Source organism: Ornithinibacillus salinisoli (genome assembly GCF_042684965.1).
GTDB classification, from domain to species: Bacteria; Bacillota; Bacilli; order Bacillales; family Amphibacillaceae; genus Ornithinibacillus; species Ornithinibacillus salinisoli.
This window is the reverse complement of sequence record NZ_JBHUMI010000007.1, coordinates 1-20,693: the sequence shown is the minus strand read 5'-3', so window position 1 is coordinate 20,693 and position 20,693 is coordinate 1. Positions and strand designations below refer to the sequence as shown.

The following is a 20,693-nucleotide window of genomic DNA, read 5'->3' as shown; positions in this document are numbered from 1 at the left end:
AAAACTGCCTATGAAGTAACTTTGCTTCATAGGCAGTTTTATAATCATTCTATTTTAGGTTATAAATAACGATCCAAAAATTTTTTTATCGCACGATAGCCCGTAATTCGATTTTCGCGTTTAGTAAAACCATGTCCTTCATCTTCAAAGACAATATACTCCACTGGAACACCATTTTTCTTAACGGATTCAACTATTTCATCTGATTCTACCTTCAAGACACGTGGATCGTTTGCGCCTTGTAGTACGATAAGTGGCTTCGTGATATTTTCTGCATGGAATAAAGGCGATATGCTTCTAATGTATTCTGTGGCTGTATATGGGTTTCCGAGTTTTTTGTACAAAACATCACGTACAGCTTCCCACCATGAGGGGATGTTTTTTAAAGTACGCTCCCAATTAGATACGCCGAATATATCAACACCAACTTTAAAGGCTTCTGGCTGGAATGCTAATGCAGCAAGTGTCATATAACCTCCATAACTTCCACCGATAATCCCTATCCGGTTTTCGTCAATTCGACCTGTTGCTGTTAAGTATTTTTTTGCCTCGATACAATCGGCTAAATCGACTTCACCATGTTTTAAATCTGCGGCTTTAAAGAAAGTTTTTCCGTATCCTGAGCTTCCTCTATTATTAACTGCAAGTATGGCATATCCATGATTTGCGAGATATTGAAAAACCGGATTATAATTAACCATTGATTGTCCACCCGGACCTCCATGTACCCATACAAGAGCAGGCGCTTTTTCGCCATCTTCCAAATGAGGCTCGTAATATATCGCTGGGATAGTGAGTCCATCAAACGAACTATAATGGACAACCTTGGCTTCTACAAGATCACTTTGCTCGATTTCTGGATTAAGCGTATCAGTCAAACATTGTAGTTTTTTCTTTGAGAAATCATATACATAAAGATTTGACGGTGAACTCGAACTATTAAGCAGAAAAACCATCAGTTTTTCACTTTTAGAAATAGTAACCCCACTAATTTGGCCATCAGGAAGGTCTGGTATTTCTACGTATTCTCCTGACATAGTATCCATCATTTTCAATTCAATTTTTGAATTATTGTTAACTAAATATAGGAGGTAACTATGATTCGGTGAAAATTTCGCCGTTAAAATATTCCATTCTTCTTTTGCAACTGTTTCTACCGTTTTAGATGTTACATGTATCCGTTTCAAATGAAGAAATTCATTAGCTTCATCGGTTAAGAAATACAGGTAGTTGGATTCCTTATCAAATGCTACGGGGGTATATTGTGTATCTCCATCATGTGGTGATACATGTTCAATACCCGTGCTAGGAGAAAATATATACATATCAGAATTATTTGCTGTGATTGGTTTGTGTAATGCAAGAAAAGATTTATCAGGTGAAATACTCGCTATTTGATAGCCTTCGTTATTTTGAAATAACATGCTTGAAGTGAAAGCTTCAATATCCATTTCATAAAGATCCATAAAACGATTATCGCGCTTATTAGATTGGTAGAAAAAACTCTTTTTGTCCGCACTCCATCCTTGGAACATAACCTTTTCTTGTTCTCCAGGTGTTAAATCTTTGGACTGTCCATTTTCATCTTGAAGGAAAAGATGTGTAATTTCATTTCCGCCTCGATCACTTTCATATAAAAAGCGTTTATCTTCAGGAAAAAATGTGACAGGGAATATAGCGTCTGAAGTTGAATGGGAAAGCTGTTGGGACAGTTCGCCATTTTTGTTTGTTGCATAGGCATTATAAACGCCTGTTTTATCACTGCCAAACAGGATGGATTCATCATCATGTGAGATTGATACATCTACGATACTCTCTGAGTTCATAAACTGTTCAATCGAGTACTTGGCACGAGTGATTCCTTCAACTTTTTTTGTCATAAAATACCCTTCCTTCTTCTAACTATTTCTTAATAGTACATATTCTAGTTCTGCACCCTTAACTCCTTTATTTTAAGATGTCGACTTTTGTCGGTGCCTGTCACCTGTCGAATGGAGTAAGTTTTTGAGACTGATAGAGAATATGATTGTGGATTATTTTTTATGTTGAAATGAGAGGTTACTTACGAATAAGCATAGTGATCATTGTTATACAGCTCCTTACCAATTTATGCCGCTAAGAAGATGATGGACGAAGATAAGGCATGGATTAATAATGTACGAAAGAGTAAATGAATGACAGAGAGGCGCCTAGTCACCGACAAATCTCAACAGGTTCAAAGCGCTGACGATATAGCATAGAATGTAGTGTGTTGACTATATTCTATGGGGGTGTTTAGACTGATTCATTCGGTGAAACGAGGGGAAACGTTGAATCAGATTGCTTTGGATTATCGAACTGCTTTATCGGCAATAATCCGTGCCAATCCAGAAATAAATCCCAATGTTATTTATCCTGGTCAAGCAATTGTAATTCCAGGTTTTCCTACTCCAGATACGATTCCTTTCCAGATTGAAGTGTCTGTTAACAATCGTTGGCTAAGATTACGAAAAGAAGGTGTTTTGCAAAAGCAGTATTCGATTGCTGTTGGAAGGATTCTTCATGAGACACCAATTGGTGAATATATTATTATCAATAAAGCACCTAATCCAGGAGGACCATTTGGAACGATGTGGATGAGTTTATCCAAACAGCATTACGGAATACACGGTACGAATGACCCCAGTTCAATTGGAAAAGCAGTTTCAAGAGGTTGCATACGTATGTACAATCGAGACGTAGAAGAGCTAGCCAGCCTCGTACCAATAGGAACCAAGGTTATCATCCGTCCCTAAAGGTGTCTGTCACTTACAAAATTCGACATATATTCCTGCTTCATTAACACATATTACGGGTAATCTAAGAGAAAAATATAAAGCGATTGATATCAATTCATTGTGATAATGGAGGGTGCTTATATGGTAGAACAGAACTTACAACAACAGATTCAACAAGCTAGTCAGCAAATAGACGAGGCTCAACAAGCTATTACGCAAGCACAGGGTTCCGATGTGCAACTACTCAAACAGGCATACGAGCAATTGCAGCATGCAGAGCAGGAATTACAAAATGCACAGAAGCAATCTGGGGAAGAAGCAACAAGAAACCCACAATTCCAACGAAATTATCAACAAATACACGATTTACGCCAACAAATGCAAGATGCCAAGCAACCTTTTAACTTCTAACTGGTGCCTGTCGATAACACAATCCGACATATAAAAACCAACTCTAGGGTGTTTGAGTTGGTTTTTTATTATTACGTCTTTTTAAACCACAGGCTCTGCCTGTGTGAAAATGAAACTTGTAGAGTTGTAACAGAAAAATCTCCAAACGTTATAATAGAGATGGCCGTCAAACCAAATCTAAATAACGAGAGGAGATCAACTCATGTCGAGTGACAATAGTTTATCACACACAAGATGGAATTGTAAGTACCATATTGTATTCATTCCGAAATATAGAAGAAAGGTAGTATATGGGAAATTAAGACGTGATATAGGAGCTATACTTAGAAGGTTATGCGATATGAAGGATGTTGAAATAATAGAAGCCCATGCAATGCCCGACCATATACATATGTTGGTCAAAATACCACCGAAGATGTCAGTATCATATTTCATGGGATACTTAAAAGGAAAAAGTTCGTTAATGATACATGACAGACATGCAAATCTAAAGTATAACCATGGGAACCGCACTTTTTGGGCTAAAGGATATTACGTGAGCACAGTAGGCCTAAATCAGAAAACTGTAGCAAAATATATCCGGGAACAAGAAGCTGAGGATCGATTACGAGACATCATGAGCAAGCGTGAATATGTAGACCCATTTAAAAAATAGAGAGGAATATAAACGGTTGGCGGTCACTTGAGGGGCCACTTTAGTGGCTAAGTTGGTAAAGTGCCCTTATAGGGCGAAATTAAAACCGCCGGTTCTACCGGCGGATACTTACTTGTCGTATAAGTGGTAGCGGTTCCATACCTATAGATGGATGAATCAAATTACATTACTGTGATGGAGAACCGGGTGGATAATAGTATGGAGGAACTTTTAACCAACCACGTTTTCGCATTAGTGTTTTCAGAGTGGTGCCAAGTGTAACCCACTCTGAAAAAAACTCTAGCCATAAGATGGCAACATCATTTCGAATGGCATCAATTTGTCCTTTGGAGCAAGTTTGCATGCAATTAAGCAGTTTAAAAGAAAGACCATTTGCAATTTCATCATCTGTGAGTTTAACACCTAAAGGAATTTCCTTTGAATTAGATTTTGGTTTTGCAGAAGAAACCTCGGGTAATGGGATTCCTTCTTGTTTCATAAATTGACTTAATCGTTTTACTTGCGATTCGCATGTTTTTATCACATCATTTAACAATTCCGTTACTTCATCGTCTGTGGTCGTATTTAATCCTATTTCTTCGTATCGAATAAATTCTTCAACAATTGATAAATACTTCCAGCAATCTCCAACTTCAATTACATGTAGCGGAGACTTCGGTTCATTTATATTGTCTATTGATGTTTTAAGTATGTTCCAGACAGCTTCAAATGGATTAGGCACTAGTTTTTTTCACCTCCTTTACAATAGCCTTTCCTTTTCATTTGTTAAAAATGTAAATTAATTCGGTGCACTTATAATGTTTTTTGTAAGTATTATCGACATTTTCTCCATTAAAAAAGCACAATTTATTAAAATTGTGCTGAAATATCTTAGAGTCCTTAAATACTTTTCCCATTAAAAAGATATTTTCTTCGTATTCAGTGTTTAAAGGATAAATCTATTAATTTTTATCACACATATTTTCTCCTTTTTCCCAACTTTTTCTTTCGGTATGCTCTCTTAGAGGTGATTCTCTTCCGTTTGGCAACAAAATATCTCAGTCCTAAGATGATGGGTATAAAATATTTTTCATTGTTTTACTCCAACACCATGAAATGGAACGAACGTTCTTGTAAACGTAATATAATAAAATATAGTTGTAAACGAAATTAGGTATTCGTTTAAAAGATTTGTTGAAATTGATTGCTCTGCCTAATCATATTATGTATGTGTACATAGGCTATAGTGAAGCATTATAATCACATGTTCTAAAAAAGGAGAATTCACATGTATGGAAACTATATGCCGATGCATAGAAGCGCCGATCCGAGAATTTTTGGTGCGGGTTGGGGACTTAGCCCTTTAGCTACAGGACTTATTGGAGCTGGGTTAGGATATTTGGGTGGAGAGTTTTTTGGGCAGAATCAAGGTTATTACGGGTATGGACCAGGCTTTGGTGGATTTGGACCAGGTTATGGTTTCGGCGGTTATGGTCAACCTGGACCAGGATATGGGTTCCAAGGAAATCCAGGAGGAGGATTTGGCTATCAGAGCTTTGGTAATCCCGGATTCGGGCCAGGGTTCTATAGATAATGAAATGAAAAAGGAATTGGGGGATATCCAGTTCCTTTTTTTAGATTTTTTGCAGTGACATAGTTATTTGTATCTGGAAGTTTAATGAATGGAGACATCAATTTTGGATTGCAAATGCAACGTTTCAGATAAAAACAGTATATCTTCCTGGATTAATTGTTTGATTTTAAGATCTTCGCATCGTTCATGCTCTTTGATTAATTTTTGAAGCTCATTAATAAAGAAAAGCAACTCATCTTTACTGATCATATGAAGCTCCTTTTTGAAAAAAATTTAGAAAAATATAGTTAATTCCAACTACAATTATAGGTAAATTGTATCAACTTTTCAAGTCGAACCTACTGGAAAATGTTAGAATCTTGTCAAAATAGATATGGTGACAAGTTTAACTTAGGACAGAATATGATGGATTATAAAAAATAGGTGCCATTTAGGAGATTCTGGTAAAATGAGGAAGAGTCTATCAAAATTGGAATAGTAGGTGAATGACATGAAGAAAAAAATCACATTTATAGGATTAACATTTACAGTTATACTAATTATCATTTTATTGTTTGGAACACTTACACTTTCTTCTGATGGTGAGTTTCCCATTCCCAAGAACGCACAAATAGAGGAAAAGCATTCAAATGATTCGTATACTTATAATTGGTCAGTAATAAATTCACTTTATCTTATACAGTTGCAATTAAAAGGGTGGAAAAAGGTCGAACAAGTTGGAAGCAAGTTCACATTCGAAAACAATGGGAAAACAGTTAGTTTAATAACACACAAAAACGGCTTTGATTTAATTCGAGAATGAACAATTTGTCGGTGCCAGGCACCAATAGGGGATGTTTTGATGAAAGTAAGTAAGTTGAATTTTATTTTGTATGTTATCGTTGCGCTTTTGGTTCTTGTTCCAATATTTATTATGCTAGTATCGGATGTTACGTTTAGTGAATCTTTACGAGATACTGTTGTCGGCTCTGCACTTGCATTAATCATTGTTGGAAAAGTGTTGACAATAATAGAAAAGAAAAAAGAAAAAAAACGTATTGCTGGAGATATCGGTATTGTAATCGGGATTTTCATTGTTTTATTATTCCGGATTCTTTCATAACTCTCTACTATTTTCTAAGTTGATACAATATTGTAATGTCATGATAATCGTAATGTCATTAAAGGGTGTTATAATTTCATAGAAAAGTAGTGTGCTAGATTATAGTTCGCTTACATAACGAAACAAGAATAGGGAGCGAGGAAAAGTTGACTAAAAAATTAACTGTAATAACCTTTGCTACTACAATTGTTACAGGTATTTTATTGTTTAGCAATTATAGCTATGCGGAATCTACGGACGATTTAAATGATATTCAAGAACAACGAGAGAATATTAGAGATGATATAACGGAAGCGGAAGCGCAAGTAAATAAAGTGCTATCCGAGATTGAAGAATTAAATGCGAATGTTGAGCAAGTGAATCAACAATTAAATGAGTATCAGGATTTAATTGAGGAAACTGAGCAAAATATTACGAAGACGGTGAAAGAAATTGAACAGCTTCAAGGTGAAATCGAAGAATTAGAAGAAAGTATTGAAAAACGCTATGGTATTTTAAAGGAGCGAATAGCATCCTATCAAAAGTCGGGCGGTTCGATCAGTTATTTGGAAGTGATTTTCAGTGCCACGAGTTTTAGTGATTTTATAAGTCGTATAACGACAGTAAATAAAATTGCTGAATCTGATACATCATTAATGGAACAGTTAGAGAGTGATATGAAAAAAGTAGCAGCAAATCAAAAGCTATCTTTAGAGAAGCTTGAAGATTTGAATGCATTGAGAAACGATCAAGAGGAAACGCTCGTACGAATGGAAGAAGAAAAAGCTCAAAATGACCAAAGAGTTGAAGTGTTAAATACCAAAAGGCAAGAACTAGTTGTTTTAATTGAAGATTTACAAAAAGAAGATAATAATCTTGCTACGCTTGAAACCAAGGTTAAAGAAAATATTGCAGCAGCTCGTAGGGAACAAGAAGCGAAAAAAGCTGCTGAACGGGATAAGAAGGCAAAAGAGGCAGCTGTGACAGCGACAGAAGTTGAGAAACAAAGTGATTCTGAAGAAGATAATCAAAATAAAGATGATGAGAAAACAATTACCATGACAGCTACTGCCTACACAATTGAGAGTGCTGGAGGTAGCGGAGTTACGGCAACAGGAATAGATCTAAAGAAAAACCCTGATACAAAAGTGATTGCAGTTGATCCAAAGGTAATTCCATTAGGAAAAGTCGTATATGTAGAAGGATATGGATATGCAATTGCAGGAGACATAGGCAGTGCAATTAAAGGAAATAAAATTGATGTCTACGTCAAAACAGAAGCAGAAGCAGCATCCTGGGGAGTCCGTACAGTAAAAGTAACAATACAATAGGTACCAAAATAGGTGCCTGTCACCTGTCGATTTTTGTCAGTGCCAGGCACCCTTGATTTTTTTTTGATATGTGTTATACTAAGGTTAACTAAATTATGTTCGTGTTAGCAATACAAGATTTATGTAATAGCTTTCTAGTGATTATCTTCGTCTTGAATTATTATCTTGAACAGAAATAGTAATAAACGTGCTTTATAAGCGCATGGAGGTTTTTTTTATGAACACAGGTTCAGTAAAATGGTTTAACGCAGAAAAAGGTTTTGGATTTATCGAAGTTGAAGGTGGAGACGATGTATTCGTACATTTCTCAGCAATTCAAGGCGACGGTTTCAAAACATTAGAAGAAGGTCAACAAGTTACTTTTGAAATTACAGAAGGTAACCGTGGACCTCAAGCTGCTAACGTTGAAAAAGCGTAAGTAAACTTAGAAAAAACTCTTCTCATTTATGAGGAGAGTTTTTTTGTGCGATTTTTTTACAATATTTTAAGTAAAATAAAAACTTTGCCTTAATTTGTGGTAAAATATTCTAAGAATTTACAAACAATGGGGGAATCATTGTGGAAAATATAATAGAAGTTAAAAACCTTTCTCGTTATTATAAGTTGAAGGAAGGTACCAAAACTGCATTGGAAAACATTTCATTTAATGTGAAACGGGGGGAAGTTTTTGGATTATTAGGTCCAAATGGTGCTGGAAAAACTACTACTATAAAGATACTAACTACTTTATTACTGCCTTCTAGTGGTGAAGCAAAAGTATTGGGATATGATGTGGTTTCAGAAAGCCATAAAATTCGTAATCAGATCAATTTCGTTTATGGTGGTGAAAGAGGAGTTTATGGAAGGTTAACAGGAAAAGAATACATGCATTATTTTTGTACGCTCTATAAAATCAAAAATAAGGAGCAAGCAGACCTTGTTGACAATTTATTATCATTAGTGGAGATGAAAAAAGCTGAGAATCAAAAGATACATACATATTCAAAAGGTATGATTCAACGGTTACATATTGCCAGATGTCTAATAAATGAACCGAAAATATTGTTTCTTGATGAGCCCACAATTGGACTTGACCCAGTCGGGGCTAAATTATTGAGGAATTTAGTTCAGAAGTTATCAAACCAAGGGATAACGATTATCCTGACAACTCATTACATGCAAGAAGCAGATGAATTATGTGATCGGATTGCGTTTATAAAAGATGGGGCAATAAGTATTATAGGTGATCCAAATCATATTAAAGATCGATGTAATCACTTGAATCTGTACGAAGCTATTATTCGTGTTAATCATTTGGATGCATTAAAGACTGATAATGCATTAATCAATTTGGAATTGGATGAGTTAAAGGATTCGTTTTACACCGTAAAATTCGAGGTTAATTTAGAAATGGAAGAAGGAATTAGTGAATATTTGAATCAATATGGAGAAGTATTGAGCCTTCGAAAAAGAGAAATCTCTTTAGAGGATGCGTATATTTATCTAATGAAGGATGCAGGGTGATTGTATGAATATGGTTTTTTTAGTGCTACGAGAGATAAAATATTTTACGAACTTTTACAATAAGATGTACCAGTTTCTTCTTTTTTTCCAACCCCTAGTATTTCTTACAATCGTATATTTTTTGCAACAGTTGAGAGGGGACATTAATTCTGATCGATTTGTTGTTGCATCTGCATTAATTAGTATGTGGAGCTATGTGTTATATTCCTCTGGTTCCGCACTGGTTTCACAAAGGTGGAGTGATACGTTAAAATTACTTATTGCTGCCCCAGTTTCTCTATTTCAGGTAATTATTTCGAAAGCTTTAAGTAACTCTGTAATTGCATTAATATCGATGGCTCTAAGTTTTTTTTATGCTAGATTTATTTACGGATTTAATATACAAATTATTAATTATGCTTGGTTTTTTATTTCGGTACTTGTTTTAATTTTTTCACTTTGTGTTGTAGGTTTGATTTTAGCTATTGTGTTTGTTGTTTTTCAAAATGTGTATGACTATCAAAACTTGATACTTACGCCTATTATTCTAATGTGTGGTGTGTTTATACCTGTTAATCAATTACCGATTGTAATTGAATATCTTTCCTATGGGGTACCGATGACTTGGGGGATAAAAGCAGTATATGAATCAATTGAAATGAATTCTTTGATGTACACATCGATGGTTACTTCTATTATTGTTAGTTTCGTTTATTTAATTCTAGCTTCCTTTATTATCAAAAAAATGGAAGTAATTCTACGTAAACATGGTAAATTGGGGGCGATGTAAATGTTTTGGATCAGCAAATACGGCTTTACACACTTGTCCTATAAAGCAGTTTATTCTTTTCAATCACTTCGTTTATTTGTCTTGTTTCGAATTGTAGATCCTTTTATGCATTTCTTGTTTTTTGCTACCTTAGCAAGTGCATTAGTCGGGTCAGACTATTTGAACTTTGTAGTTATTGGCAATATCGCATACTATACTTGTCACACTATGATTATTAATTTTATGAATATGTTTCGAATGGAAAGGAGATTTGGAACCTTAGAGTTAAACATTGCCTCACCAACTCCAACATTATATATTATTATTCGAAAGGCTATTGTACCACTGCTTGATGGACTTTTTGTATTCGGAGTAGGAATATTGATTGGGCGATGGCTATTTGGGATTTCGTTTCCGTTAAGTGAAATTGGCAATTTATTGGTTTTATTTGTGATTACTTTATTTTCTGTTTTATGCTTTTCGTTGCTATTTGCTTGTGTCAGTCTGCTGTTTTCGAATGTTAACTTATTTTTAAATTTAGCATTGGCAGTATTTCAAGTGTTTTGTGGTGTAAACTTTTCTGTTACACTTCTTCCTAATAGTTTGGAATTCTTTTCACGGTTATTACCGTTGACCCATAGCATTGAAGCATTAAGAACTATTTATGGGATAGAAGCATTTTCAGTTTACTCATTATTAATGAAAGAGTTCATCGTAGGAATATGTTATTTAGTATTGTCTCTAATCCTAGTATCCGTAATGGAAAAAGCAGCAAGAAAAAAAGGAGCATTATTAAAAAGTATCTAGGGGGGTGCCTGTCACCTCCCGAATTTTGTCGAATGGATATTTTATCCTTGTCCAGCCGCTTTTCTACTCACTTTGCAAACTGCTATATGTAGGTGTTGTGGACAGATAACTAGGAGGGGGAAGTATTACATTTTCTTATGGATTGTTCTAGCCTCTTACATTACTTATACAACATTGGCACCGACATTGTGGAAAAACGTCGGTGCCAGGCACTGCTGTTGTACACTTGTGTATTTTGTGTCAAAATAGATAGAAATATCAAAAAAAGTGGAGGGGAACTATGTTTAAGGATGAATTTTTAACGCAATTAAGAAGTTTTGCAAGTATCCAAGGGACACCAGGGCAGGAGATGAAAGTAGTTGAAGCACTGGTTGAAGGATTTAAGAAACATTCTGATAAAGTGGAAGTAGATTCGATGGGGAATGTTTATGCATATTTAGAAGGAAATAAGCCAGGTCCTATGATGATGATTTCCGCTCATTCTGATGAAATTGGTTGTATTGTTCAAGATATAGATGATAGAGGGTTTATCCGAATGGAAAAAACCGGAGGAGTACTAGAGTCTTTATTAATTGGTCGGAAAGTTAATGTGAATGGCCATTTTGGTGTAGTAGGTGTAAAAGCAGGACATCTTCAAACGCCAGAAGAAAGGAAGAGGCAACCGACGATAAAGGAGTTGTATGTTGACGTTGGTGCAGAGTCTAAAGAAGAAATTGGTAGAATGGGAATTCGGATAGGTGATCCAATAACATACATAAGTGAGATTGAACAGTTTACCAATGAGGATTTAATTTGTGGCAAGGCAATAGATAATCGCAGTTGTTGTGTTCTTTTAATTGAATTGTTTAAGGCTTTACAAAATCGAGAGTTTAATGGGACATTGGTTGGTGTTATAACTGTTCAAGAAGAAGTTGGGTTGCGTGGCGCTAAAGTAGCAACCTATAAACTAAATCCGGATTTTGCCATTGTCATTGATACGATTCCTTGTGCTGATACACCTGATAGTATTGGAACGTTGCCTGTTGGGATTGGAAAAGGTCCTGTTATTCCTGCACTTGCAGGTAGTTCGGTAAGAGGTAATATTATGGCACCACAAATGAAGAATTTAATTATTAACTATGCAGAAAAAGCTAAGATACCTTATCAATTAGCTGTATTACCAGGTGCTTCATCGGATGTATCGGCTGTACATTTAGAACGGGAAGGTATATTGGCTGGAGCTATTACATTTGCTAGAAGATATTCTCATTCGCCAGTAGAAGTAGCAGATCTGAATGACTTTGAAAAAGGGTTACATTTGTTAAAAGCATTGATAAAAGATAACGCAAACTGGGGAAGCATGGAATTTATTTAAATTAAGGTGCCTGTCACTTGTCGAATTATGTTGGTGGCAGACACCTATGGTTTATCTTTCTTCGAATGGGTCTGGTTCTTCGGGGTTGTCGATTTTGTATTTGTCTTCATTTATGTGAGCTGTTTCAGTGGTTGAGAAATTATTACTTATTGGTAGGAAAAGTAGAGTTACTACAAAAATTATTTTAAGGAAATTTTTCATTTATAATTACGCTCCTATTTTGAGTATTTTGTTAGAACATTGAGAGAGTTTTGATAGTTAGCTGCTGCTTGTTTATATTTTCGATTGTTAAAATAGTAATCTGCTAAAATTTTTAAATAGTTATTTTTTTCATAGTCCAGCTGTTTTTCTTCTAAAAATGGTACTACTTCATCGTTAATTAGCTCCTCGAAAGTATCATCAAAACCTATAATAAGATTTTTATACACTCTAAACTCATACACGTAAATCGATTCTAAGGGACTAATAGATTTGGATAACTCTAGCCCTTCTTTAAGCCATTTTTTAGCATGACTAACATTACCTTTTGAATAATATTCCTTCATCAAACTGGAAATGGTGGTAATCTTTTTAACAGTATTCTCTTCTCTTCGCAATTTATAGCTTTTAAGAAAATAATCGATGGCTAGTTCTGGTTTATTCATTTTAGAGTAGTGATTACCTATATTTTGATAACTAAGAGATAGAGTCTTGTTCTGACGCGTATTTTTAGCGATCGTAGCAGCATATTGAAAACTTTCAATAGATTTCTCGGGCTCATTGGTTCGTTGATAAGAAATACCTAGCAATATATGACACTCAGCACATCTTGCTAAATTGTAAATGCTTCGATAGTACTCCAACGTTTTTTCTGCATAAACTATGGAGATATATGAATTTCTCAGTTTACTAGCTGTGGTAGCTATTAAGTAATATAGGTTTTGTTTCTCTTCCATTGGAAAATAAATTTGTTCGAGGTGAATTTTCTTCTCTGCTTCTTGATATAAATACAATGCTTCGGAATATAATAACTTTGAATATTTATAGTCTCCGGATATTTTTAACCAATAAAAGAGGTTCTTTCCTTTGAATTTCTTCGATACTTTTAGTAGTGTTGCATATTGATGATCAGCTTCAAATTTATTGTTTGTAAGTAGATAATAATGGAGTTTGTGAATTTCTAATAAATTTAGAAGCTGAATGTTCGCAACATAATTGATGTTATCATTGATTTGGGGGTATAGTTCTTTCGCTTTTTTTACCTCTCTATCTAGTAAGTGTTTAAACCAAGCTAGGCATATATGAAGCATTTGATCATTTTCAATAAAGTGTGGGTTAATTTTTAACTTGTCACATAATAGTCCTCTAATTTCCTTTGACGTATTCACGACACCTCCTTCAATTTTTGATAAATAGGAAACAGATATTATTCCCCTTGATAATTCTTCTTGTGTCATTCTTGCCTTAGTCCTGTAGTACTTGATTTTAATTCCGAAATCTTCTAGTGCATTTCTCTCCATAACCATTACCTCCTACCTATCTATATTATAAGTTCGGTAGGTAATTTTGACTATATAGTAATCGCATTATTCAATAAAATCAAAAAAAACTAAAAAAACAATGAAAAAATGTGATTTTGAAGGAAAAGTTTCTTGTCGGTGCTAGCCATTTGTCTAGAAATTCGATGAATGAGTGGAGAATAAAAAACTTCCTTGGAGGAATCTATCAAATCCTAAGGAAGTTTCTTATGGGAAAAGGGTAAACAACATCTTTAATAAGTTGATTTCAAGATTATTTTAAACGACATACTACGACAAAATTCGGGAGGTGACAGGCACCTAATCGGAGTTGAATCTACCTAGTATTTGGTGTGCTCTTTTATAGGTGGTTGCTGCTAGTTTGTATTTTCTATTGTTAAAGTAGTAGTCGGCTAAGATTTTTAGGTAGAATGATTTTTCAAAGTCTAATTGCTTTTCATTTAAAAAAGGAAGGACTTCTTTGTTAATTAATGCTTCAAATGTATTGTCGTACCCTTTAATAAGATGACGGTAAACTTTAAATTCATGAAAATAAATCGAATCGACAGGGCTTAATGTTTCTGATAACTCTAACCCTTTTTCCATCCATTTTTCTGCATTTTCCAGATCACCAATGTCATAGTATTCCTTCATGAGACTTGAAATAGGAATTATTCTCTTATTGGCATGGGACTCTTCTCGTAGTTTATAGCTTTCTTGGTAATAATTTATAGCATCCTCTGTTTTATTTAGTAAGGAGTAAAGTTTCCCCATATTTTGGTAACAGAGAGAAAGTAGATTCTTGTCTTTTATGTTTTGAGCTATTGTAATTGCTAATGTGTAGCTTTCTAATGATTTTTGGTATTCATTTGCACGTTGATACGATATGCCAAGCAAAATGTGGCAATTTGCACATCTCTTTAGGTTATATATACTACGATAGTATTCTAGTGCGTCTAATCCATATACGATTGCAATATATGTTTTTCTAATTTTACTAGCTGTAGTAGCAATTAGAAAATATAGGTCTTTTTCTTCTTTTTCTGGGAAATGAATTTGTTCGAGGGAAATATTTTTTTCCGCTTCTAAATAATAATGTAAAGCATCTGCAAAAGATAACTTAGAAAAATGATAATCACCCGATGCTCTTAACCAATAAAAAAGTACTTTACCTTTATAGTTAGGTGATTCTTGCTGAAGAAAAGCAAATTGTTGATCTGCAGCTGCTGTATTTTTGGTAAGTATAAAATAAAACAATTTATGTATTTGAAATAAATTATGAAGTTGCTTATTTGCAATGTAATCAACATTATTATTAATAGTTTGAAACAATTCTTTGGCTGCTGTTGTTTCTCTGTTGAATAACTGTTTAAACCATGTATGACATAGATCATGCATTTTATCGTTCTCAAGAAATAACGGATCGAGGTTAAGTCTTTTACATAATAATTCTCTAATTTCCTCGGTAGGATTTAGTACACCTGCTTCTATTTTCGATAAATATGATACTGAAATAATGCCCTTGGTTAATTCATCTTGTGTCATGTTAGCTTTTACCCGGTAGTATTTTATCTTATCTCCAAAATCATTTGACATAACCATATCAAAACCCCCTAAAGACATTATAAATTGTATAGGTAGTCCCTGTCACTTGTAGACCAGTTGAATCAAAAAATATTATTTCTTATTGTTTTATTGATAGGGCGGTAACGTATGCGTTTTCATATTTTACTAATTAGTTAGATAATAATAAAAACTTAAAAAAATCCATAGACATTACATTTGCAAAGTGTTATATTAATAAACATTATTTATAATTATTTAACATTTTGCATATTTAAGAGGAGGGGAATTATGTTAAGCAATCCGCTTATCGCTACCGTTTTAATTTTTGCACTTATTGCATTTGGGGAATGGCTATCAATTAAGTCAAGAGCAAGAGTTCCAATGCTTTTGACAGCTATGGTTGGATTCTTAGTGTTAAGTTGGACAGGAATATTCCCAAGCGACATCATGGAGAAATCAACACTTGGAGCATTAGGAGCTATTTTAATTGGCCCGGCAATTTTACATATGGGTACAATGATTCCCTTCTCATTGCTAAAAAGTCAAATTAAGGCAGTACTTATTGCTCTAGGAGGATTAGTTGTTTCTGGCGCTTTAATCTTAGTTATCATTTCCTTAATTTTCGATTATCCTACTGCGGTAGCGGGAGTTGGACCTGTCAGCGGAGGAATCATTGCACTAATTGTTACTTCCGAAAAGCTAACAGAAATTGGGCTATCAAGCTTAGTTGTTATACCAGCACTTGTAGTTGCTTTCCAAGGAGTACTAGGCATGCCTCTAGCATTAAATATTATGAGGAGATATGCACTCAGGCTTCAGAAAGATATCGACAACGGTACATTCGTTCCAATGGCGACCGAGGAAGAGTTAAATGGTACTGATCAAGTTGAGGAAAAATCAAATCCTCTTAAATCGAGCGCAACATTAAAATTGTTCTTTGTATTTGTTGGTGCTGCGATCGGAATTACACTTGGTGAAATAACTCCTATTCACTATACGCTCTGGTGTCTTGCCATTGGTGTTGTTGGATTAAAGCTTAAGTTATTTGAACCAAAAGCATTAGAAAAGTCAAATTCATTTACGTTAACCATGATTGTTATTATTTTTGTTGCGGTTGGATCAATGGCTGGTGTTACCCCACAAGAGGCAGTGAATAATCTTCCAAGTGTTCTATTGATCTTATTAATTGGAACGTTTGGTCTTTCTCTAGGAGGCTATGTGATGTCAAAAGTTTTCAAATGGCATCCTTACAAAGGTATGCCAGTAGCTTTAACTGCTTTATTCGGATTCCCGGGTGATTATATTCTTTGTGAAGAAGTATCGAGAAGTATCGCTCGAAATAAAAAAGAAGAAAAATTGATATTTAATGAGTTGTTAGCACCCATGCTTATAGGTGGTTTCACAACAGTTACCGTAGCTTCAGTTGTAATTGCTGGCATATTGGTAGGGACGTTATAATATGCTGATTTAAATTATATTAATATATTGGGGGACTTTATAATGGTAAAACAATTAATTAAAAATGGATTATTAGTTGATGGAAATGGTGGAGAACCGAAGAAAGACCATGTTGTCGTATCAGAGGACAAGCGTATCGTTTACGTAGGACCTGAAAATGGTTATGCGACGACAGGCGATGAAGTTGTTGTTGATGCAGCTGGAGGAACAATTTTACCAGGACTAATTGATACTCATGTTCATATGATGATGGAATACGCACCGCTATCTGAGAGATTGACAACGCCATTTTCATTCATGTATTACAAGGCAGCAGAGTATTTGAAAAACACATTACATGCTGGAGTAACATCTGTAAGGGATGCACTCGGAACTGATCTAGGAGTAAAAAAAGCGGTAGAGGATGGATTGATTACTGGTCCACGTTTACAATTGAGTATTAATGCGTTAACGATTACCGGTGGTCACGGTGATGGTTATCAGGTAGCAGGTAATACAGTTGATTTACTACCTTCTGATTATCCTGGAATGCCGAGTGGAAAATGTGATGGTGTGGAGGAAGTACGAAAAAAAACACGTGAGATGCTTCGAGCTGGAGCAGAGGTCATTAAAGTACATGCAACTGGTGGTGTACTGAGTGCAACGGACCATCCAAAGTTCACACAATTCTCGCTTGAGGAATTGAAAGTAATAGTAGAAGAGGGACGTTTTCGAAAAGGTGTTAAGGTCATGGCCCATGCTCAAGGAGCTGAAGGAATTAAAAATGCCGTGAAAGCAGGTATTCATTCGATTGAACATGGTATCTTTATTGATGATGAAGCGATTGAGTTAATGCTAGAAAATGGCACTTATTTAGTTCCAACGTTATTAGCACCAGTTGCCGTATTAGAAAGTGCAAAAGATGTTGGAATGCCTGACAGTGCAGTTGAAAAATCAAAAGAAGTAATTGAACAACATAAGGCAAGTTTTACGAAAGCATATAAAGCCGGAGTTAAGATTGCTATGGGAACAGATGCTGGTGTAATGAAACATGGCACCAATCTTAGAGAGCTTGGACTAATGGTTGATGCAGGTATGACACCGATGGATTCAATCGTTGCTTCAACAAAAACAGCGGCAGAATGCTTAGGGTGGGAAGAGAAAGTTGGAACCCTTGAGCAAGGTAAACTAGCAGATATCGTTGTTGTAAAAGGAAATCCAATAGAAGACATCTACTCTCTAGCAAACAACGACAACATCCAAGTCGTAATTAAAAACGGAAAAGTCGAAAAAAACCTACTATAGGTGCCTGTCACTCCCCGGTTTTTGTCGTTTTTTGTCGGTGACAGGCACCAGGGGGGCTATGTATGGATAGACATTTATTTCTTTTTGGAGGGGGACCTCCTTTTACACCTGTGATGGGGAAATGTTTTGCGGAAATTGCGTTAAGAACGGATAAGCCAGTGTCAATTTTAAACGTAGAGCGGGATGGGTGGAAAGATTATATACATAAATACACCCAATTATTAGAAGTTTTGGGATTAAGGGAATTTCATCTTCTACCACTGCCTTCCACACCATTCGACCAAGTAAGAAATTGCTTGCAAAATAGTAGTGGAGTTATTATTTGTGGAGGAAATACGAATCTCTATGCAGATTACATCGTGGATTCTCCTATATCCAGCCTGATCGTCAAGCAATATGAGTCTGGATACCCTGTTGTTGGTTTTTCCGCTGGAGCCTTAATAAGCCCGGATAATTGTATCATTTCTGAAAAGGACAATGAACAAAAAGAATTCCAGGAGAGAGTCGGATTAGGTCTGTTATCTAATGTAGTAATTGCTGTTCATTTTACACAATGGAATGATGAGATGCATCTAAGAAAAGCGGCACTTAAGTATGAAAAACATGAAAATTTTGGGATAGATGAAAATACATGTGCTTACTTTAACAATGGAAAGCTACGAAGAATAGAAGGAGAAGGAGTGTATTCAGTAAAGAAGGATATATTAAGAAAAATCGAAATAAATTCATTATAATGTAAAAAAAGCAACTTGTTGATTCGACAAAATTCGGGAAGTGACAGGCACCTTATAATATATTAAAATGAAGTTATTATTGTTTTAAAAGGAGTCTTTGACATTGAATATTGGTATTGACAAGATTGGTTTTTATACACCTCATTTATTTGTAGATATGAATAAATTGGCTGTGGCAAGAAATGTAGAACCTGAGAAGTTTACAATTGGAATTGGACAGGAAAAAATGGCTGTCCCACCAATTACGCAGGATTCGGTTACGCTGGCGGCAAATGCTGCGTTGGGAATTTTAGATGATCAGGATAAAGAACAAATAGATTTTGTTATTTTTGGAACAGAATCAGGTATTGATCATTCTAAATCAGCGGGTGTTTATGTTCATGAACTATTAGATATAAATCCATATGCTCGAAGTATTGAAGTAAAACAAGCCTGCTATGGTGCTACAGCTGCTATACAGATGGCAAAAGGCCATATTGCTTTAAATCCGGAAAGTAAGGTTTTAGTACTTGGTTCAGATATTGCAAGATACGGCTTAAATACTGGTGGAGAATCAACTCAGGGTGCTGGAGCAGTTGCAATGTTAATAAGTGCAAATCCAAAAGTTATGGTTTTAGAAGAAAAAAGTACTTATTTGACAAAAGATATTATGGATTTCTGGCGTCCGGTATATTCTGATAAAGCATTTGTGGATGGAAGATTTTCTAATGAACAATACATTTCATTCTTCCAACAAGTGTGGGAGCGATATAAAGAAAAAACTGGTTTAGGATTGGATGATTTTGAAGCTATTTGCTATCATTTGCCATATACAAAAATGGGGTTAAAAGCTTTACGAACTGTTTTGGACGAAGTTACTGAAGATGTTCAAGAACGATTAACAACAAATTATAAAATTAGTACGACTTATAATAGAAACGTTGGAAATATTTATACGGGTTCCTTATATTTAAGCTTACTTTCCTTATTAGAACTTAAAGAGGATCTTCAAGCTGGATCAAGAATTGGTTTGTTTAGCTATGGTTCTGGAGCTGTAGGGGAGCTATTTACTGGAATCTTGAAACCAAATTACCGCGAGCATTTATTTGTTGAAACCCATACAAAATTGTTCGACAGTAGAAGAGAAGTTAGTGTAGAAGAATATGAAGAAATTTTTCAAAACACATTACCCACAGATGGCTCTAACATAGAGTTAGATATCGAAAATGATCCGGCTCATATTTGTGTTTCGGGCGTTATAGAGCATATGAGGCAGTATGTGAATAAACTACGATAAATTTTGGACAGACTCTGGGAGACTTTCTCCTGGGGTTTTTTAATGGCTCTATAATATTTGTTGGGGTTCAGATAAAATTCTGAAAAAAAATACACGCAAGCCCAAACATTCTTTATACTTGAATTGACTAGAAACAAGAAAAAAGAATGGGGATGCGTATACTATGGATTTTATCATGAATATTCCAGGATTAAAAGATTGTTTAGTGACAAAAGTAGAAGAACGAGATGGAAGTGTAGAAATTTATGTAGAAATGGAGCGCACCACCCATGTTTGCCCGCAATGTGGAGAGGAAACGCAAAGTATCCATGACTATCGTTATCAGAAAGTGAAACACTTAAAATGGTTTGAGCGAATGACTCAAATTTGGTATAAGCGTCGTCGGTATAGATGTTTGGAATGTGGAAAACGGTTTTCAGAAGCAAACAAAATTGTACAAAGATATCAACTGACATCCGCAGAATGGAATCAAGCTGTATCCATTCGATCGATTAAAGGAAAGACATTTAAAGAGGTAGGAGAAACGTATGGTTCTTCATCTTCAACCATTGTAAGACGATTTGATGAGTTAGCTGAAACACAAGTTAAAAAAGTAGAATCACTTCCTCCAGTCATTGCGATTGATGAATATAAAGGGGACACGAAAGAAGGGAAATACCA

The 20,693-nt window shown here is 35.1% G+C and carries 22 protein-coding genes; 17 read left to right on the top strand and 5 right to left on the bottom strand.

Translation table 11 applies throughout. The annotated features are described in order from the left end of the window. Window positions 1-59: 59 nt before the first annotated feature. Complete coding sequence (locus ACFSTA_RS03475) at window positions 60-1,880, bottom strand: S9 family peptidase (RefSeq protein WP_377555158.1); 1,821 nt, start codon at window positions 1,878-1,880, stop codon at window positions 60-62. A gap of 399 nt (window positions 1,881-2,279) precedes the next feature. Between ACFSTA_RS03475 and ACFSTA_RS03470 the strand changes: the two genes are divergently transcribed. The 3 genes from ACFSTA_RS03470 (at window position 2,280) to tnpA (ending at window position 3,822) form a co-directional block, all read left to right on the top strand. Beyond that, entirely contained in the window at window positions 2,280-2,774 is a 495-nt protein-coding gene (locus ACFSTA_RS03470; protein ID WP_377555181.1) for a L,D-transpeptidase family protein, read from the top strand. Window positions 2,775-2,897: 123 nt separating this feature from the next. After that, window positions 2,898-3,167: a hypothetical protein gene (locus ACFSTA_RS03465; protein ID WP_377555157.1), complete on the top strand. Its 270-nt coding sequence runs from the start codon at window positions 2,898-2,900 to the stop codon at window positions 3,165-3,167. Window positions 3,168-3,369: 202 nt separating this feature from the next. After that, window positions 3,370-3,822, top strand: coding sequence for an IS200/IS605 family transposase (tnpA, locus tag ACFSTA_RS03460; protein WP_377555156.1), 453 nt, complete (start codon window positions 3,370-3,372; stop codon window positions 3,820-3,822). Between the two features lie 166 nt (window positions 3,823-3,988). On the opposite strand, the gene ACFSTA_RS03455 is transcribed toward tnpA, so the two are convergent. Beyond that, window positions 3,989-4,543 carry a DUF3231 family protein gene (locus ACFSTA_RS03455; RefSeq protein WP_377555155.1) on the bottom strand — a complete coding sequence of 185 codons (555 nt, stop codon included), beginning with the start codon at window positions 4,541-4,543 and terminating at the stop codon, window positions 3,989-3,991. Between the two features lie 546 nt (window positions 4,544-5,089). Between ACFSTA_RS03455 and ACFSTA_RS03450 the strand changes: the two genes are divergently transcribed. Beyond that, window positions 5,090-5,395 carry a hypothetical protein gene (locus tag ACFSTA_RS03450; RefSeq protein ID WP_377555154.1) on the top strand — a complete coding sequence of 102 codons (306 nt, stop codon included), beginning with the start codon at window positions 5,090-5,092 and terminating at the stop codon, window positions 5,393-5,395. Between the two features lie 81 nt (window positions 5,396-5,476). On the opposite strand, the gene ACFSTA_RS03445 is transcribed toward ACFSTA_RS03450, so the two are convergent. Next, entirely contained in the window at window positions 5,477-5,644 is a 168-nt protein-coding gene (locus ACFSTA_RS03445; protein WP_377555153.1) for a hypothetical protein, read from the bottom strand. A 241-nt stretch (window positions 5,645-5,885) separates the two neighbouring features. On the opposite strand from ACFSTA_RS03445, the gene ACFSTA_RS03440 reads away from it, so the two are divergent. From ACFSTA_RS03440 to ACFSTA_RS03405, 8 genes are all read left to right on the top strand, one after another. Further along, a complete protein-coding gene (locus ACFSTA_RS03440; protein WP_377555152.1) occupies window positions 5,886-6,197 on the top strand; it encodes a hypothetical protein in 312 nt (103 codons plus the stop codon). Between the two features lie 39 nt (window positions 6,198-6,236). Beyond that, complete coding sequence (locus tag ACFSTA_RS03435) at window positions 6,237-6,497, top strand: histidine kinase (RefSeq protein ID WP_377555151.1); 261 nt, start codon at window positions 6,237-6,239, stop codon at window positions 6,495-6,497. Between the two features lie 146 nt (window positions 6,498-6,643). After that, window positions 6,644-7,807: a PcsB-like coiled-coil domain-containing protein gene (locus ACFSTA_RS03430; RefSeq protein WP_377555150.1), complete on the top strand. Its 1,164-nt coding sequence runs from the start codon at window positions 6,644-6,646 to the stop codon at window positions 7,805-7,807. 217 nt (window positions 7,808-8,024) lie between these two features. After that, window positions 8,025-8,225 carry a cold-shock protein CspD gene (cspD, locus tag ACFSTA_RS03425; RefSeq protein ID WP_377555149.1) on the top strand — a complete coding sequence of 67 codons (201 nt, stop codon included), beginning with the start codon at window positions 8,025-8,027 and terminating at the stop codon, window positions 8,223-8,225. Between the two features lie 140 nt (window positions 8,226-8,365). Beyond that, window positions 8,366-9,310, top strand: coding sequence for an ABC transporter ATP-binding protein (locus tag ACFSTA_RS03420; RefSeq protein ID WP_377555148.1), 945 nt, complete (start codon window positions 8,366-8,368; stop codon window positions 9,308-9,310). A gap of 4 nt (window positions 9,311-9,314) precedes the next feature. Beyond that, entirely contained in the window at window positions 9,315-10,079 is a 765-nt protein-coding gene (locus tag ACFSTA_RS03415; RefSeq protein WP_377555147.1) for an ABC transporter permease, read from the top strand. Next, window positions 10,080-10,865 (top strand): ABC transporter permease, encoded by a 786-nt coding sequence (locus tag ACFSTA_RS03410; protein ID WP_377555146.1) that lies wholly within the window; start codon window positions 10,080-10,082, stop codon window positions 10,863-10,865. A 280-nt stretch (window positions 10,866-11,145) separates the two neighbouring features. Beyond that, a complete protein-coding gene (locus ACFSTA_RS03405) occupies window positions 11,146-12,219 on the top strand; it encodes a M42 family metallopeptidase (protein ID WP_377555145.1) in 1,074 nt (357 codons plus the stop codon). Between the two features lie 215 nt (window positions 12,220-12,434). Here ACFSTA_RS03405 and ACFSTA_RS03400 read toward each other — a convergent pair whose 3' ends face one another. Further along, complete coding sequence (locus ACFSTA_RS03400; RefSeq protein ID WP_377555144.1) at window positions 12,435-13,718, bottom strand: helix-turn-helix domain-containing protein; 1,284 nt, start codon at window positions 13,716-13,718, stop codon at window positions 12,435-12,437. 318 nt (window positions 13,719-14,036) lie between these two features. Further along, window positions 14,037-15,317: a tetratricopeptide repeat protein gene (locus ACFSTA_RS03395; RefSeq protein ID WP_377555143.1), complete on the bottom strand. Its 1,281-nt coding sequence runs from the start codon at window positions 15,315-15,317 to the stop codon at window positions 14,037-14,039. Between the two features lie 252 nt (window positions 15,318-15,569). Between ACFSTA_RS03395 and ACFSTA_RS03390 the strand changes: the two genes are divergently transcribed. The 5 genes from ACFSTA_RS03390 to ACFSTA_RS03370 all read left to right on the top strand — a co-directional run. Continuing rightward, entirely contained in the window at window positions 15,570-16,739 is a 1,170-nt protein-coding gene (locus tag ACFSTA_RS03390) for a hypothetical protein (protein ID WP_377555142.1), read from the top strand. 42 nt (window positions 16,740-16,781) lie between these two features. Next, window positions 16,782-18,023 carry a metal-dependent hydrolase family protein gene (locus ACFSTA_RS03385; RefSeq protein WP_377555141.1) on the top strand — a complete coding sequence of 414 codons (1,242 nt, stop codon included), beginning with the start codon at window positions 16,782-16,784 and terminating at the stop codon, window positions 18,021-18,023. Window positions 18,024-18,085: 62 nt separating this feature from the next. Then, complete coding sequence (locus ACFSTA_RS03380) at window positions 18,086-18,757, top strand: Type 1 glutamine amidotransferase-like domain-containing protein (protein ID WP_377555140.1); 672 nt, start codon at window positions 18,086-18,088, stop codon at window positions 18,755-18,757. A 103-nt stretch (window positions 18,758-18,860) separates the two neighbouring features. Further along, window positions 18,861-20,033, top strand: coding sequence for a hydroxymethylglutaryl-CoA synthase (locus tag ACFSTA_RS03375; RefSeq protein ID WP_377555139.1), 1,173 nt, complete (start codon window positions 18,861-18,863; stop codon window positions 20,031-20,033). Between the two features lie 163 nt (window positions 20,034-20,196). Next, window positions 20,197-20,693, top strand: a 497-nt coding sequence (locus ACFSTA_RS03370; RefSeq protein ID WP_377555138.1) for a transposase family protein, incomplete at its 3' end; no start/stop codon positions are given.